Source organism: Pantoea sp. BS_8 (genome assembly GCF_041954965.1).
Lineage (GTDB): Bacteria > Pseudomonadota > Gammaproteobacteria > Enterobacterales > Enterobacteriaceae > Pantoea > Pantoea stewartii.
Window position 1 is genome coordinate 79,419 of the sequence record NZ_JAVAXU010000011.1, and the last position, 16,046, is coordinate 95,464.

The 16,046-nt window shown below is 54.8% G+C and carries 17 protein-coding genes and 1 riboswitch; of the genes, 8 read left to right on the plus strand and 9 right to left on the minus strand.

The features are described from left to right. Positions 1-2 precede the first annotated feature (2 nt). Together RAC65_RS17975 and RAC65_RS17980 are read left to right on the plus strand one after the other, a co-directional pair. Positions 3-854 (plus strand): class II fructose-bisphosphate aldolase, encoded by an 852-nt coding sequence (locus RAC65_RS17975; RefSeq protein WP_205950767.1) that lies wholly within the window; start codon positions 3-5, stop codon positions 852-854. Between the two features lie 86 nt (positions 855-940). Further along, positions 941-1,801 carry a ketose-bisphosphate aldolase gene (locus RAC65_RS17980; RefSeq protein ID WP_006118185.1) on the plus strand — a complete coding sequence of 287 codons (861 nt, stop codon included), beginning with the start codon at positions 941-943 and terminating at the stop codon, positions 1,799-1,801. A gap of 286 nt (positions 1,802-2,087) precedes the next feature. Here the strand turns inward: RAC65_RS17980 and RAC65_RS17985 are convergent, their stop codons facing one another. Beyond that, positions 2,088-2,837, minus strand: coding sequence for a transporter substrate-binding domain-containing protein (locus RAC65_RS17985; RefSeq protein WP_375096970.1), 750 nt, complete (start codon positions 2,835-2,837; stop codon positions 2,088-2,090). Between the two features lie 174 nt (positions 2,838-3,011). On the opposite strand from RAC65_RS17985, the gene RAC65_RS17990 reads away from it, so the two are divergent. Both RAC65_RS17990 and RAC65_RS17995 read left to right on the plus strand, forming a co-directional pair. Beyond that, the gene (locus RAC65_RS17990; RefSeq protein ID WP_033739814.1) at positions 3,012-3,593 is read left to right on the plus strand and encodes an NAD(P)H-dependent oxidoreductase; all 582 of its coding nucleotides are present in this window, start codon (positions 3,012-3,014) and stop codon (positions 3,591-3,593) included. Between the two features lie 31 nt (positions 3,594-3,624). Then, the gene (locus RAC65_RS17995; protein ID WP_033739815.1) at positions 3,625-3,933 is read left to right on the plus strand and encodes a putative quinol monooxygenase; all 309 of its coding nucleotides are present in this window, start codon (positions 3,625-3,627) and stop codon (positions 3,931-3,933) included. 65 nt (positions 3,934-3,998) lie between these two features. Here RAC65_RS17995 and parE read toward each other — a convergent pair whose 3' ends face one another. The 5 genes from parE to nudF are packed head-to-tail and all read right to left on the minus strand — an operon-like array spanning position 3,999 to position 8,455. Further along, positions 3,999-5,894 (minus strand): DNA topoisomerase IV subunit B, encoded by a 1,896-nt coding sequence (gene parE, locus RAC65_RS18000; protein WP_006118187.1) that lies wholly within the window; start codon positions 5,892-5,894, stop codon positions 3,999-4,001. A gap of 48 nt (positions 5,895-5,942) precedes the next feature. Continuing rightward, the gene (yqiA, locus tag RAC65_RS18005) at positions 5,943-6,524 is read right to left on the minus strand and encodes an esterase YqiA (RefSeq protein WP_033739817.1); all 582 of its coding nucleotides are present in this window, start codon (positions 6,522-6,524) and stop codon (positions 5,943-5,945) included. A gap of 3 nt (positions 6,525-6,527) precedes the next feature. Beyond that, positions 6,528-7,355 (minus strand): 3',5'-cyclic-AMP phosphodiesterase, encoded by an 828-nt coding sequence (cpdA, locus tag RAC65_RS18010; protein ID WP_033739819.1) that lies wholly within the window; start codon positions 7,353-7,355, stop codon positions 6,528-6,530. A gap of 42 nt (positions 7,356-7,397) precedes the next feature. Continuing rightward, positions 7,398-7,823, minus strand: coding sequence for a DUF1249 family protein (locus RAC65_RS18015; RefSeq protein ID WP_006118191.1), 426 nt, complete (start codon positions 7,821-7,823; stop codon positions 7,398-7,400). Next, positions 7,820-8,455, minus strand: coding sequence for an ADP-ribose diphosphatase (nudF, locus tag RAC65_RS18020; RefSeq protein ID WP_033739821.1), 636 nt, complete (start codon positions 8,453-8,455; stop codon positions 7,820-7,822). Before nudF ends, RAC65_RS18015 begins: the two co-directional genes overlap by 4 nt. Before the next feature lie 211 nt (positions 8,456-8,666). On the opposite strand from nudF, the gene tolC reads away from it, so the two are divergent. The 3 genes from tolC (at position 8,667) to RAC65_RS18035 (ending at position 12,119) form a co-directional block, all read left to right on the plus strand. Then, positions 8,667-10,139 carry an outer membrane channel protein TolC gene (gene tolC, locus RAC65_RS18025; RefSeq protein ID WP_375096971.1) on the plus strand — a complete coding sequence of 491 codons (1,473 nt, stop codon included), beginning with the start codon at positions 8,667-8,669 and terminating at the stop codon, positions 10,137-10,139. Positions 10,140-10,281: 142 nt separating this feature from the next. Beyond that, complete coding sequence (locus RAC65_RS18030) at positions 10,282-10,950, plus strand: DUF1190 family protein (protein WP_033739822.1); 669 nt, start codon at positions 10,282-10,284, stop codon at positions 10,948-10,950. An 8-nt stretch (positions 10,951-10,958) separates the two neighbouring features. Further along, positions 10,959-12,119 (plus strand): glutathionylspermidine synthase family protein, encoded by a 1,161-nt coding sequence (locus tag RAC65_RS18035; RefSeq protein ID WP_375096972.1) that lies wholly within the window; start codon positions 10,959-10,961, stop codon positions 12,117-12,119. A gap of 40 nt (positions 12,120-12,159) precedes the next feature. On the opposite strand, the gene ygiD is transcribed toward RAC65_RS18035, so the two are convergent. Both ygiD and ribB read right to left on the minus strand, forming a co-directional pair. Then, positions 12,160-12,942, minus strand: coding sequence for a 4,5-DOPA dioxygenase extradiol (gene ygiD / locus RAC65_RS18040; RefSeq protein WP_054687032.1), 783 nt, complete (start codon positions 12,940-12,942; stop codon positions 12,160-12,162). Between the two features lie 182 nt (positions 12,943-13,124). Further along, on the minus strand, positions 13,125-13,781 hold the full coding sequence (gene ribB / locus RAC65_RS18045; RefSeq protein WP_006118197.1) for a 3,4-dihydroxy-2-butanone-4-phosphate synthase: 657 nt from the start codon (positions 13,779-13,781) through the stop codon (positions 13,125-13,127). A 110-nt stretch (positions 13,782-13,891) separates the two neighbouring features. Next, positions 13,892-14,040, minus strand: a riboswitch (FMN riboswitch). 171 nt (positions 14,041-14,211) lie between these two features. Here ribB and RAC65_RS18050 point away from each other — a divergent pair. Then, positions 14,212-14,550 (plus strand): accessory factor UbiK family protein, encoded by a 339-nt coding sequence (locus tag RAC65_RS18050; protein WP_006118198.1) that lies wholly within the window; start codon positions 14,212-14,214, stop codon positions 14,548-14,550. A gap of 38 nt (positions 14,551-14,588) precedes the next feature. On the opposite strand, the gene hldE is transcribed toward RAC65_RS18050, so the two are convergent. Further along, positions 14,589-16,013, minus strand: coding sequence for a bifunctional D-glycero-beta-D-manno-heptose-7-phosphate kinase/D-glycero-beta-D-manno-heptose 1-phosphate adenylyltransferase HldE (hldE, locus tag RAC65_RS18055; protein WP_033739825.1), 1,425 nt, complete (start codon positions 16,011-16,013; stop codon positions 14,589-14,591). Positions 16,014-16,046: the final 33 nt, after the last annotated feature.

A 16,046-nucleotide genomic window follows, 5' to 3' on the forward strand; every position in this document is an offset into this window, starting at 1 on the left:
GTATGTACGCGGCAATGAACGACCTGATAAGCCAGGCTGCGCAGAAAAAATATGCCGTTCTGGCCATCAACTGCTTCAACCTGGAAAGTGCCCGGGCGGCGGTTAAGGCGGCGGAGCAGCAGCGTGCGCCCCTGATACTGAATGTGTATCAAGGCCATAGCCGTCATTTTCCGCCAGCCATCGCGGTGCCGCTGGTGCAGGCGCTGGCGGCGGAGGCCAGCGTACCAATCGCGCTGGCGCTCGATCATGGCAAGGCCTTTCCGCTGATTGGCCAGGCCTTTCGCGCAGGCTTTACCGGGCTGATGATCGATGCTTCGGCGGAGCCGCTGGCCGAAAACATTCGTCAGACGGCCCGCGTGGTCGACATGGCCCACACCGCCGGGGTTTGCGTCGAAGGCGAACTGGGCCATATCGCCGATGCGCCCACCTACGCGCTGGCCGACGCGGCGGTCAAAATGACCCAGGTGGCGGATGTCCTGCCGTTTCTTGAGCAGACCCATGTCGATCTGCTCGCGGTTTCGGTTGGCACCGCGCATGGGCTTTATCCCGCTGGGGTGCAGCCGACAATCGATTTCCAGCGTCTGGCAGACCTGCACGCGGCCTCATCGCGCCCGCTGGCGCTTCACGGCGGCAGTGGCACGCCAGCGGACGATATTCGGCGCGTCAGTCAGCACGGCGTCGCCAAGATTAACGTTGGCGCGGCGGTATTTGAAGCCGGTAAACAGGCGCTGCACCAGGCGCTTAAACACCCTCCCACCACCGAACTGCCGGACTTACTCGCCCTGATGGAGTCCGCCTGTTGTGAAGTCGTCAGTGACTATCTGAGCTGGTCTGGCTCCGCCCGTCAGGCCTGATGGCTTTCTGCTGTAACCCGGTGCGCGTCTCTGGACGTCAGCGCAGGGCAACCCTTTGTCATAAAACAAGCTGAGGAAGATTTAACATGTTGATTTCTATGAAAGAGATGTTAAGACCCACCCGTCAACATCGCTTTGCGATTGGCGCCTTTAATGTCGCTGACAGCTGTTTTATCCGCGCGGTCGTGGAAGAAGCCGAAGCCACTCAAACCCCGGCCATTATCTCGATTCATCCCAGTGAACTGGAATTCGTCACCGATGCATTTTTTGGCTATGTGCGGGAGCGCACACTGAAAAGCAGCGTGCCGTTTACGCTGCACCTGGATCACGGTGCATCGGTGGCCCATGTGCTGCGCGCTATTCAGTGCGGTTTCACGTCGGTGATGATTGACGGTTCCCTGCTGCCTTATGAAGAAAACGTGGCGCTGACGAAAGAGGTGGTGAAGCTGGCCCATGCGGTGGGCGTGTCGGTTGAGGGCGAACTGGGGACGATTGGCGATACCGGGACGACCGTGGAAGGCGGCGTGAGCAAAGTGATCTACACCGACCCGGCTCAGGCCGAAGACTTTGTGCAGCGAACCGGCGTGGATACCTTAGCGGTCGCCATCGGCACCGCGCATGGTATCTATCCCAAAGATATGAAACCGGAATTACAAATGCATATCCTGCGCGACATTTCACAGCGCGTTTCCATTCCACTGGTGCTGCATGGCGGCTCGGCGAATCCCGATGCCGAAGTGGCCGAGGCGGTGACGCTGGGCGTGGGTAAAATCAACATCTCCAGCGACATGAAATATGCCTATTTCCAGAAAGTGCGTGAAGTGTTAACCCGTGAAACCTGGTGGGATCCGAACGTAATTTATCCCGAAGCGATTGAGGCGGCAAAAGCGGTCATTCGCTACAAGATGAATTTGTTTGGTGGGCTGGGTAAAGCGTCGTTGTATTGAGCATCTTCGCTTTTTTGATTCAGATAACCGCACCGTGGCATTTCAAAGCCATCTGACAGAAAGTCGGAGCAGGCAATCCGCAGCGCTGAACAGAACGATAAAGCCAGGATTTGCCCGCAGGACGCGGGCAAAAGACGGAGCCGGTACAGGCTGTATCGTCTCCGTCGGTCCATCAGGCTGAAGCGCGACGTGAAGGCAACCGCGACAGCGGCGTGAGGACGCCCGCTCAGAAACCCTGTCGAATGGCGTGTGCACCGCTGCAAAAAATTGAGCGCACAAAACATGATTACTTCATCACGCCCATCCACTGCTGCGCAATCTTCGCATATTCTCCCGTAGCCGTGCTCAGGTGTAGCCACTGATCGACATACTGTTTCCAGCTCATATCATCACGCGGAAGCATATAGGCCTTCTCGCCATACTGAAGCGGTTTATCCGGATTGAGTGCGCACAGGGAAGGGAAGCGTTTTTGCTGATACAGCGCCTCTGAGGCATCGGTAATCATCACATCGGCTTTGTTATCCACCAACTGCTGGAAAATGGTGACGTTATCGTGAAACAGCGTTAACGCCGCCTGAGGAAGATAACTGTGCACAAAGGCTTCGTTCGTCCCGCCCGCGGGTTCGATTAACCGGACGCCGGGTTTATTTAACTGGTCAACCGTCTGATACTTCGTTTTATCCGCGCAGCGCACCAGCGGAATTTTGCCGTCCACGCCAGGCGGCTGAGCAAACCAGGCGGTTTGCTGGCGCTTCAGCGTAACCGATACGCCACCCAGTGCGATATCACACTGTTTCGCTAAAAAGTCCTGCATCAGGGTTTTCCAGGTGGTAGGTACCCATTGCACTTTCGCTCCCAGTGACGCCGCCAGCGACTCCGCCATGCTGATATCCAGCCCTTCATAATGGCCATCGGGTTTCAGAAAGCTGTAGGGATTGTAGTCCCCGGTCGTACAGACTTTCAGGGTTTTGGTGTTGAGCACGCTGTCCAGACGCGACTGGGCCTGAGCACCGCCAGCCACCAGCAGTAAAGTCATTATGAGTGTTTTCTTCATCATTCTTTTTTTCGGAGGTGAGTTTGCGCCGTTATGGTGACATAACCTTACGGGTTATTGCGCTAATCGCAAAAGTGTTGTGATCATTCTCGCATTTTTCTCCCGCGCGTCGCGGCCTAAGCTACTCCCCATAAACGCATACGGGAGACACGCTTAATGAGCAACATTTTAATTATCGATGGTGGTAAAACCTTCGCCCATTCTAAAGGTGAACTGAATCATACGCTGACCGACGTGGCCGCCAGCCAGTTGCGCGATCTGGGCCATGAGGTGACCGTTACCGTCGCCGACAGTGACTATGTTGTGGCAGATGAGATCCAAAAATATCTCGACAGCGATGTCGTGATTTATCAGATGCCAGGCTGGTGGATGGGCGAACCCTGGACCGTGAAACGTTATATTGACGAAGTCTTTACGGAAGGACACGGCAAGCTGTATGCCAGCGATGGTCGCACACGTTCAGACAGCGAGAAAAAATACGGTTCTGGCGGCCTGCTTCAGGGCAAAAAATATATGCTTTCCCTGACCTGGAACGCTCCGCTGGAAGCCTTTACCGATCCTGAGCAATTCTTCGAAGGCGTCGGCGTGGATGGCCTGTACCTGCATTTTCACAAGGCTAATCAGTTCCTTGGAATGGAAGCCTTACCGACGTTCATCTGTAACGACGTGATCAAGCAGCCTGATGTGCCGCGGGATATTGCTCGTTATCGGGCGCATCTCAGCGAAATTTTTGCTTAAATAGACTTTCCCCCCGAAAGAGGAAACGTGAATGTTAACCGTCGTTGCTGAAATTTGTGTGAAGCCAGGCTACCGTCAGAAAGTACTGGAGGCGTTTCATCAGGTGATCCCGACCGTGCTGGAAGAAGAAGGCTGCCATCAGTACAGCGCGCTGGTCGATCATCAGGCGCAGGTGCCGTGGAAACACAACTCACCCGATTCGATTTTCATGCTGGAGCAGTGGGAAACCCTGCGTCATCTCGACCAGCATCAGCAAATGCCGCATATGGAAGCCCATCGCGCTGCCATTAAAGAATACGTGACAGACGTAAAAATTCTGGTGCTGGAACCCGGCCAGTAATTTCTGCAACGCTGACACGAAAAAGCCCCGGTACAGGCCGGGGCTTTTTGCAGCGGGTAACCGACTCAGACTTCGATATCGGCCTTGTCGCCTTTTTCCTGTAACCAGTTGCGGCGATCTTCAGAACGCTTCTTCGCCAGCAGCATGTCCATCGTCCGCAGCGTCTGCTCAATATCGTCGTCACTGACGGTAAGCTGAACCAGACGGCGGGTATTCGGATCGAGCGTGGTTTCACGTAACTGAAGCGGGTTCATTTCACCCAGCCCTTTAAAGCGCTGAACGTTCGGTTTGCCCTTCTTACGCTTTAACTGCTCCAGTACGCCCTCTTTCTCGTCTTCATCCAGCGCGTAATAGACTTCTTTGCCCAGATCGATACGATAAAGCGGCGGCATCGCTACATAAACGTGGCCGTTTTTCACCAGCGTACGGAAGTGCTTCACGAACAGCGCGCAGAGCAGCGTGGCAATGTGCAGCCCATCTGAGTCGGCATCGGCGAGAATACAGATCTTACCGTAGCGCAGTTGCGTCAGATCTTCGCTGTCGGGATCGATACCGATCGCCACAGAGATATCGTGCACCTCCTGTGAAGCCAGCACTTCATCCGACGAGACTTCCCAGGTGTTCAGGATCTTGCCTTTAAGCGGCATGATCGCCTGGTATTCGCGATCACGTGCCTGCTTGGCTGAACCGCCCGCCGAATCCCCTTCCACCAGGAACAGTTCGGTTTTATTCAGATCCTGTGCTGTACAGTCTGCCAGTTTTCCGGGCAACGCCGGGCCGCTGGTCAGCTTTTTACGCACGACCTTCTTCGCCGCGCGCATCCGGCGCTGGGCGCTGGAAATCGCCAGCTCTGCCAGCTGTTCTGCCGCCTGCACGTTCTGATTCAGCCACAGGCTGAAGGCATCTTTGACCACGGCTGACACGAAGGCGGCGCACTGGCGTGAAGATAAGCGCTCTTTGGTTTGACCGGCAAACTGCGGATCCTGCATTTTGACCGACAGCACATAGGCACAGCGATCCCAGATATCCTCGGCGGACAGCTTCACGCCACGCGGCAGGATATTGCGGTATTCGCAAAACTCGCGCATGGCGTCCAGCAGGCCCTGGCGCAGACCATTAACGTGTGTCCCACCCTGCATGGTCGGGATCAGGTTCACATAGCTTTCGGTCAACAGCTCACCGCCTTCCGGCAGCCACAGTAACGCCCAGTCCACCGCTTCGATATCGCCTGCAAAGGCACCCACAAACGGTTTTTCCGGCAGCGTCGGCAGGCCGTTTACGGCTTCACACAGATAATCTGTCAGGCCATCTTCGTAACACCAGCGCTGCTCGGTATTGTTGAGCTTGTCTTTAAAGACGATTTCGACACCCGGACACAACACGGCTTTCGCTTTCAGCAGGTGAGATAAGCGGGAAACCGAGAAACGCGGGCTGTCAAAGAAGTGTTCGTCCGGCCAGAAATGGACGCTGGTGCCGGTGTTGCGTTTGGCAACCGTGCCGGTGACGGTCAGATCCTGCACCTTTTCACCATTTTCAAAGGCGATAGTGTAGATCTCGCCGTTACGGCGCACATTCACTTCAACGCGTTTGGACAGGGCATTAACCACCGAAATCCCGACGCCGTGCAGGCCACCGGAAAACTGGTAGTTTTTATTGGAAAATTTACCGCCCGCGTGCAGCCGGCACAAAATGAGTTCAACAGCCGGAACGCCTTCTTCCGGGTGGATGTCCACCGGCATGCCGCGCCCGTCGTCGATGACTTCCAGCGACTGATCGGCATGCAAAATCACCTCTACCCGTTTGGCATGGCCCGCCAGTGCCTCATCGACGCTGTTATCAATGACTTCCTGACCCAGGTGGTTAGGGCGCGTCGTATCGGTATACATTCCCGGGCGACGGCGAACCGGCTCAAGGCCAGTCAGGACCTCAATGTCACCCGCATTATAGCTTGATTGACTCATGGTAACTGTCTGATTAGATGAAGAAAATGGTTGCTATTTCCACGTTACTCAAGCGTGATTCAGGCCCAGAAAGTCCAGAATTTGCGGGAAATGGCGCTCGAATCCAGTAAATGCATGATTTCCGCCCTCTTCAACCGTATGACGGCACGCGCTGTAATAGTCGAGTGCCTGGCGGTAGTCGAGCACTTCATCGCCGGTTTGTTGCAGCAACCACAATAAATCAGGCGCTTCCAGCGGATCAACTTGCATCACTTTCAGATCGTAAATGTGGCGAGACTCTAACACATATTGCTGACCGGTGTAGGGATTCTGATTTTCACCCAAAAAATCCACCAGCAACTCAAACGGGCGAACGGCGGGATTGACCACCACCGCCGGCAGCATAAAACATTGTGACAGCCAGGTGGCGTAGTAGCCGCCCAGCGAAGAACCGACGAGGCCCAGCTGTCGTCCGCTGTGGCTGAGCACAATATCTTCCAGCATAGCTGCCGCATCCGCAGGAAACGTGGGCAACTGCGGCACAATCATCTCGATATCGGGATGATGCTGGCTCAGCCACTGTTTAAACAACGTCGCTTTTGCTGAACGCGGTGAGCTGTTAAAGCCGTGCAGATAAAGCAGCGCCTTCATCCGTTAATATCCTTCAGCATCCAGATCGGGGCGAAAAGCCTGTGTGGTGAGTCGGTTGACTTCGGTCTCAAGCTGACCGTCATTGTGCAGCGTAAACCAGCGCCAGCCGGGCGCAACGGTATCGATGGTAAAGCTGGTACAGTGCGGTTTGAACTGCACGCAGGTCGACGGCGTTGCCAGCACACGGCGGCCCTGCCACGGTACATCCATTTCCTGATGAATATGGCCGCAGACCAGCGTTTTTGCCAGCGGATAGTGCTGCAACACGGCGTCTAACTGATGCGGATTGCGCAGGCTGTGTTGATCAAGCCAGGTGCAGCCCGACGCTAAAGGATGATGGTGCAACAGCACCAGCGTATGGCGCTGCGGATAACGGGCAAGCGTGGTATTCAGCCACTCAAGCTGGTAGTCACTTAACATGCCATGGGGCACGCCGAAGACCTGGCTGTCCAGCAGAACAACCTGCCAGTGATCGCCTAACAGCACATGCTTATGCGCGTTAATGCCGGCCTCTGCCAGCGTATCGACCATCGCAGGTTGAAAATCATGATTCCCCGGCAGCCAGACGCAAGGTTTAGGCAGGCGCGAAATGCCCTCAACAAAATGCTGATAGGCTTCGACTGAGTGATCCTGAGAGAGATCGCCGGTGGCAACGATAAGATCATAATCACGCTGCTGCGCGATGATCGCATCCAGTACCGCGTCATAACTGGCCCAGGTATTCACCCCCAGCAGGGATTCGTGTTTTCCTGCGAACAAATGCGTGTCCGTTACTTGCAGAATCCGAACCTCAGATTCTGTTGTCGCAGGAAGAGTTAGCAGGCTATCCAAAGCGTTTCCTTCGTCTCTACGCCATTCAGTGCATTATACGCATCAGCAAACCGGTACTGCCATCGCGCCGTGCGTCAGGCAATAACGTAACCAGTCAGCAAGAAACTGATTGATTTGATGCTTCTCATCACGCTGATTCATTTTTTTATTCGGATAATCATAACGTGCTTTGAACCGATAGATCTGCTGTGTCGAACACACTTCAGCCACCATCGCGTCATGATACAGCCTGACAGACATTGACGGCAGGCTCCAGTAACTTACGGCTGGGGCCGTCTGACGGATATCGACCAGGGTAGTATAACGCGTTGATTCTTCAACGGTTACCTGGTAGCGGGCGCCACTCACCTGATAGATCACCGATGCGCCTGCTGCGTCATCACGTGGTAGCAGACGACGTAACTGAGCGAAATTGGTTTCGCACAGCCTCATCATCTCGGGGAAATCAGGGATATAGCGCTGTTTCATTTTTGCGTCCACTCTTCTCGAAGTTTTTTATGGTGCAGTGCCAGCCATTGCAAGGCGATGACAGATGCCGCGTTATCAATAATCCCCTGTTCCACCCAGTGGTAAGCCTGTTCACGACTGACCACATGGACAAGAATATCCTCATTCTCTTCCTCCAGACCATGGCATCCTTTTGCCTGGCTGGCATCCACTTCTCCGACCATTACCGATAACCGTTCGCTGGTGCCGCCGGGGCTGGCCAGGTAGTTCAGCACCGGTTTGACCCGGCCAACCGTCAGATCCGCTTCTTCGACGGCTTCACGGCGCACCACCTGCTCCGGGGTTTCACCCGGTTCAATAATGCCTGCCACCATTTCCAGCAGCCAGGGCGTGGGACTGCAATCGAAAGCCGGGATGCGGATCTGTTCAATCAGCACCACTTCATCACGGACGGGATCATAAGGTAGCAGCACAGCGGCATGACCGCGCTCAAAAACTTCACGCGTCACTTCCCGGCTCATTTGGCCATTAAACAACCGATGACGAAAGCGATAACGCACAATGGAAAAAAAACCCTCGTACGCGGTTTCTCGTGCAATAATTTCTACATCATTTTTTGTGAAAGTCACAGGTGATGTTTTATTGTCCTTCATCATTAAGTTCCTTATGCAGATTGGGATAACACAGATAAAACACAAGCCCAGATGCCATCCAAAGGGTCATTACTGAGTTATTTACCTGAAACACACAAATATGGCACGTTCAGCCACCTTATCTCACAGTTGCCCTCTGCTAGAATCTGCGATAATTTTTGGCTTACAGGCGGCACAGTCACTGCGATTTGCTGCAACAAAAGGAATGCAAATGAAAAAACTGCTCCCATTTTTTATTGGGCTGAGCCTGGGCGGTTTCAGCTTCGCCAGCCAGGCGGAAAACCTGCTTCAGGTTTACCAGCAAGCGCGTTTAAGCAACCCTGATCTGCGTAGCTCTGCGGCGACGCGTGATTCGGCGTTCGAGAAAATTAACGAAGCGCGCAGTCCTTTATTACCCCAACTGGGTTTGGGTGCAGACTATACCTACGCAAACGGCTACCGTGATAGTAGCGGTATTCACTCCAATACCACCAGTGGCTCGCTGCAATTGACGCAAACCATTTTCGATATGTCAAAATGGCGTGCGCTGACGCTGCAGGAAAAAGCAGCCGGTATTCAGGATGTGACCTACCAGGTCGCCCAGCAGGATCTGATTCTGAACACCGCGACGGCCTACTTTAATGTGCTGAAAGCCATTGATACGCTTTCTTACGTCGAAGCGCAGAAGATGTCGATTTATCGCGAACTGGATCAAACGACCCAGCGCTTCAACGTGGGCCTGGTCGCCATTACCGACGTGCAGAACGCCCGCGCGCAGTACGACAGTGTCCTGGCGAATGAAGTGACCGCGCGTAATGACCTGGACAACGCCGTGGAGTCTCTGCGTCAGATTACCGGTATGGATTACCTGGCGCTGGCGTCGCTGGATATTGATCGCTTCAAAACCACTAAACCTGAAGCGGTTAACTCGCTGCTTAAGCAGGCTGAAAGCCGCAACCTGAACCTGCTTTCTGCCCGTCTGAACCAGGACTTAGCCCGTGAGCAAATCCGTTCAGCGGAGGCGGGCCATTTACCGACGCTGGATCTGACCGCCTCGACGGGCCTGTCCAACAGCAAATACGGTGGAAGCCGTGCTGAGCAAAATGCCAGCTCGACAGATTCCATCACCGGCAACAACAAAGTGGGCCTCAGCTTTACCCTGCCGCTTTACAGCGGTGGCAGCGTGACCTCGCAGGTGAAACAGGCGCAATACAACTTTGTCAGCGCCAGTGAACAGCTGGAAGCCGCGCACCGTTCAGCCGTGCAGACCGTGCGCTCGTCTTACAACAACGTCAATGCGTCAGCAAGTAGCATTGCCGCTTACAAACAAGCCGTGGTGTCCGCGCAAAGTTCATTAGACGCGATGGAAGCCGGTTACCAGGTGGGAACCCGTACCATCGTTGACGTGCTGAATGCGACATCAACGCTTTATAACGCTAAGCAGCAGTTGTCGGATGCGCGTTACAGCTATCTGATTAACCAGCTGAATATCAGCTATGCCCTGGGCACGCTGAACGAGCAGAGTTTGGGTGTGCTTAACAGTCAGTTAGGTAAAGAAATCTCAACCTCGCCGGAAACGGTTCAGCCACAAAATGTACAGCAGGTGCTGGGTGAAGATCACATCTCCACTTCCGAAACGGCACCAGCATCGGCCCCAGTACATAAGGCCGCACACAAGAGCAGCCGTAATCCGTTCAGTCACTAAGCCTGTTGCGGGCTGCTTTGCGGCCCGCCTCTCTGCAAAACGTATAACTACGTAAAGATCCCCGTCCTGCCTGGCCGTTAGCTTCATTTCTCACCACTCATCCCCTATTCTATGCACTACCTTTGGGCACAGGATATTTATAATGAAACGGACTAAAACGATCCGCTATGCCGCCTTTCGTAAGAGCTGGCAAGCAAGACACTTAACGCCTGTTGCTATCGCTGTTTCAGCGGTATTTATGCTGGCAGGTTGTGAGCAAAACGACGAAACCGTCACCCTTTATCAAAACGCGGACGACTGTTCAAAAGCCAATCCGGGACAAAGTGCGCAGTGCACCACCGCGTTTAACAACGCTAAAAAGGAAGCTGAACGCACCGCGCCAAAATACGCGACACGTGAAGATTGTGTCGCCGAATTTGGTGAAAACCAGTGTCAGCAGGCACCGGCACAGGCGGGCACAGGCAGTACGAATGCCGAAGCGCAGCAAAGTGGCAGCTTCTGGATGCCGTTAATGGCAGGCTACATGATGGGGCGCATGATGGGCGGTGGCGCGGGCTTTGCCCAGCAACCGTTGTTCTCACCGAAAACCCCCAACAGCCCGGCAAACGGTCAGTTCGTGGATGCCTCTGGCCGTAACTACGGTAATGCCACCCCAGGTAAGACCATGAACGTGCCCAAAACTGCCCTGGCGCCGAAACCGACCACCACCTCCACCATCACACGTGGTGGTTTTGGCGAAACGGTCGCGAAACAAAACGCGATGCAGCGCAGCAGTGCTTCCGGCACCTCCAGCCGTTCGCTGGGAGGCTAATACCGTTTATGCAACGTATCGCGATTTCTGAGCGTCCGGGCTGGCGGGAAAAAGCCACAGAGTTTGGTTTTCGTTTTCACACCATGCACGGTGAGCCCTACTGGTGCGAAGATGCTTACTATCAGTTTACCCTGGCGCAAATCGACTATCTGGAGGAGGTGACCGCCGAACTTCATCAGATGTGTCTGCAGGTGGTGGAAAAAGTGGTAAACAGTGAAGCTCTGCTTACCCGCTTCCGTATTCCAAAGCACACCTGGGACTTCGTGCGCGACTCGTGGAATCAGCGTCAGCCTTCACTCTATTCCCGTCTCGATCTGGCGTGGGATGGCCGAGGCGATGCCAAACTGCTGGAAAACAACGCCGATACACCGACCTCGCTGTATGAAGCGGCGTTTTTCCAGTGGCTGTGGCTGGAAGATCAGCTAAATGCGGGCCAGTTGCCGCCTGGCAGCGACCAGTTTAACAGCCTGCAGGAAAAGCTTATCGATCGCTTCACGGTGCTGCATCAGCAGCACGGCTTTAACTGGCTGCACTTTGCCTGCTGCCGGGATACCGAGGAAGATCGCGGCACGGTGCAATACCTGCAGGACTGCGCCACGGAAGCCGGCTTACCCAGCGAATTTCTCTATATTGATGAGATAGGGCTGGGTGAGAAAGGCCAGTTTACTGACCCGCACGATCAGGTGATCAGTAATCTGTTTAAGCTTTACCCGTGGGAATTTATGCTGCGCGAAATGTTTTCGACCAAGCTGGCGGATGCGGGCGTGCGGTGGCTTGAACCCGCCTGGAAAAGCATTCTGTCAAACAAAGCGTTATTGCCAATGCTGTGGCAGATGTTTCCCAATCATCCCAACCTGCTGCCTGCCTGGTTTGCTGAAGACGACGTGCCGCCTATGGACAAGTATGTGGTCAAACCGCTGTTCTCCCGCGAAGGCGCTAACATTCGTATCGTGGAAAACGGCAAAGAGATCGCCCGGGTGGATGGTCCATACGGCGAAGAAGGCATGATTGTGCAGCAGTTCAATCCGCTGCCAAAATTTGGTGACAGTTATACGCTGATTGGCAGTTGGCTCATCGACGATCAACCGGCCGGGATTGGCCTGCGGGAAGATCGGGAGTTGATCACGCAGGATCTGTCGCGTTTCTATCCGCACGCCTTTATTGAATAGCCTTTTATCTCCAGGCCAGTTCGCTGGCCTGTCTTGCGCGTTAACCGACCTGTACCGACAACATACTGATTGCGCCCATCTCCATACCTTCCACCGGAACGGTCACTGGCTCATCTGCGTGACGGGAACCCAGCACATACAGCAATGGCAGGAAGTGTTCCGGCGTCGGGTTGGATAAGGCCGCATCCGGATGCTGCATAAAACTCACCAACGGATGTGCATCCGCCTCGGCCTGCACCGCCAGATTGTCCCGCACGAAGTTATTGAACCCCGTCGCCCAACTGTAAGCTTCGCCACCGCCCCAGAGAACTTTACGCAGGTTGTGCACCACGTTACCGCTGGCGACGATCATCACGCCGCGATCGCGCAGCGCAGACAGCTTTCTTCCCATCCCGAAATGCCAGGCGGCGGGCTTGCCGCTGTCAATACTGAGCTGGACGACCGGGATATCTGCGTCGGGATACATCTTAATCAGCACGCCCCACGAGCCATGATCCAATCCCCATGCGTGATCCAGATGAACCGGCACCGGGGATAACCGTTCTGCAATCTCTTCCGCCAGTGCGGGTGAGCCCGGCGCGGAATAACGGGTATCAAAAAGCGCCTGAGGAAAGCCGCCAAAATCGTGAATAGTGCGTGGATTGTCCATCGCCGTTACGGCAGTTCCCTGTGTGTACCAGTGAGCCGAAACCGCCAGAATCGCACGTGGCCGTGGCAGGGTTTCACCGGCTTTACGCCAGGCAGCGGTATAGCGGTTTTCTTCTAAGGCATTCATTGGGCTGCCGTGTCCCAAAAACAGCGCCGGCATGCGAACCTGACTCATAGTGATCCTTGATGTGTTCATTCTGTGAACACCACGATACGCTTTTTACCGGCGTGATCACGCGGATAAGCATGATGTTCTCTGTCAGAAATTTTGAATAAAAATGGCAGGGACTGAGGAAGCGCACAGACAGGACAAGGCGAGACGATCAGGCCAGAGAACTGGCCTGATTAAGACGAAAACTAGCTGGCCTGACGCGTTTCGTGTTCGCGACGGTAGGCTACCAAATCTTCGATGGTGACGACGGGCATGGCGTGTTGTTTCGCGAACGCGATCACTTCCGGCGCATGCGCCATGGAACCGTCGTCGTTGGTCAGTTCACACAGAACGCCTGCGGGCTTGAAGCCTGCCAGCGTCACCAGATCGATAGTGGCTTCGGTGTGGCCACCGCGCGTCAGAACGCCGCCATCATGGGCACGCAGCGGGAAGACGTGACCCGGACGGTTTAAATCTTCAGGTTTTGCATCATCGGCAATCGCGGCACGGATAGTGGTAATACGATCCTGAGCAGATACGCCGGTGGTTACGCCTTTTGCCGCTTCAATCGTCACGGTGAAACCGGTGCCGTAGGCGCTGGTGTTATTTTCCACCATCATCGGCAGCGCCAGCTGCTGGCGACGCTCTTCAGTCAGGCACAGACAAACGATACCGCTGCCGTGACGAATGGTTAACGCCATCTGCTCCACGGTCATGGTTTCCGCAGCGAAAATCATGTCACCTTCGTTTTCGCGATTCTCATCGTCGAGAACCATAACACCACGGCCTTCGCGTAAGGCTGCAATAGCACGTTCTACACGCTGTTTCGGCGTGCCAAATTCAGAAAGTAGAGTCTGATTCATGGTAATAAAACCTTATAAATGTGTTGGGTTACCAGAATCAGGGCAAGCTTAGGAGTGACGTCGTAAAGACGTAGCAATGACGCAAAACAGACATAATGCCTGACAGATGTCGTTACCCTCTCCCATCCGGACTTTAACCGTCGGCCCCGGAATTACACCGGATCTGCTGACCTTCACCATTACGGCGAAGCGCTCGCGGGCTTTCAGCCTGGGCTGATTTACCGCCGGTGGGGAATTTCGCCCCGCCCTGAGAATAAGCGTTTTAACTATAACGTTTCCCCGTCAGGGCAGCAATCCACAAAGCCATTATTGCTTTAGCTTTTTTTGCGCTATGGATTTCAGGTTTAACCTTTTCAATTCAGGCATTACACTTAAGTGACTCTAGCGTTGGTAAAATGCTGCCACAGCAACCCGTAACCAGGAAATCATCATGATCGACACGAAAAAAATTGAACAAATTGCCCGTCAGGTTCATGACGCGCTGCCGAAGGGAGTTCGTGAATTTGGCGATGATGTTGAAAAGAAAATACGGCAGACTCTGCAGGCCCAGCTGACCCGCATGGATCTGGTCAACCGTGAAGAGTTTGATGTACAGACTCAGGTTTTACTGCGTACGCGGGAAAAACTGGCGGCGCTGGAACAACGTCTGGCCCAGCTGGAAAGCAAAGGAACCGGGACCGCATCGTCTGCACCAGCGGTGCCCACCACGCCAGGCCCGGCACCGGCGATTGTCCCGGCGGCGAACCCTGCGGATAAATCCGGCGAGTGATGCTGGCTGGCGGGAGCGCAGGCTCCCGCCATCACGACTCAGTTGCCGCGAATGGTTTTAATGATATTGGTGGTTGAAATGCCATCTTCAAAGTTCAGCACCCGCACGTCACCGCCATTCGCCCAGACTTCCTTACTGCCTGCAATGTCTTCCGGCTTGTAATCCCCGCCTTTCACCAGTAAATCCGGTAATATGCTGGCGATCAAACGCTGCGGCGTATCTTCTTCAAACAGCACGACCCAGTCTACGGCTTCCAGTGCACCCAGCACGATCATCCGGTTTTCCTGCGGATTCACCGGACGGCTGTCGCCTTTAAGACGTTTCGTCGACGCATCGCTGTTTACCGCCACAATCAGGCGATCGCCCAGTTTACGGGCGTTTGCGAGGTAGGAAACATGACCGGCATGCAGGATGTCGAAGACGCCATTGGTCATGACCACTTTTTCGCCGCGCTGACGGGCCATAGCGACGGCCTCTTTCAGTTCCGCTTCGGTCATGATGCCAAAACCGCGCTCCGGACGGGCATGAATGGCGTTTTCCAGTTCCACTATGCTGACGGTTGAGGTTCCCAGTTTACCCACCACCACACCGGCTGCCGCGTTGGCCAGGAAACAGGCTTCTTCCAGCGAATCCCCCGCCGCCAGAGCAGCAGCAAGCACACCAATCACCGTATCCCCGGCGCCGGTAACGTCAAACACTTCCTGTGCCTGCGTGGGCAAGTGCAGCGGCGCTTTCCCCGGCTGTAGCAGCGACATGCCATTCTCAGAACGCGTGACCAGCAGCGCGGAAAGGTCGCAATCGGCAATCAGTTTCATGCCGCGTTCAACAATTTCCTGCTCCGTCCTGCATTTACCGACAACAGCTTCAAATTCCGACAGGTTGGGCGTCAGCAGCGTCGCGCCGCGATAGCGGGCAAAATCGGTGCCTTTCGGATCGATCAGGACGGGCACACTGGCTTCACGCGCCAGAGTGATCATCTGCTGAACGCTGTCGAGCGCCCCTTTGCCGTAATCCGACAACACCACCGCGCCACTGCTGGCCAGCGACTGGCGCATTTTTTCGTGCATCGGTGCGGCATCAACCTGCTCAAAACCTTCTTCAAAATCCAGGCGGATAAGCTGCTGGTTGCGGGACAGCACACGCAGTTTGGTGATCGTCGGATGGCTTTTTAACGTGACAAAATCGCAGTCAACACGAACGTCCTTCAGCGTTTTACTCAGGACCTGAGCCGCATCGTCCTCACCGGTCAGCCCGATCAACCGTGAACCGGCACCCAGCGCAGCAATATTCATCGCCACGTTAGCGGCGCCGCCAGGGCGTTCTTCAACGGTCTCCACTTTCACCACCGGCACCGGGGCTTCAGGGGAAATACGGCTGGTAGGGCCATACCAGTAACGATCCAACATGACATCGCCAACGACCAGTACCGAAGCCTGGCCGAACGCGGGCAGAGTAACTTTCATTCCAGACACTCCAGACTGCATTCAAAATAGTGC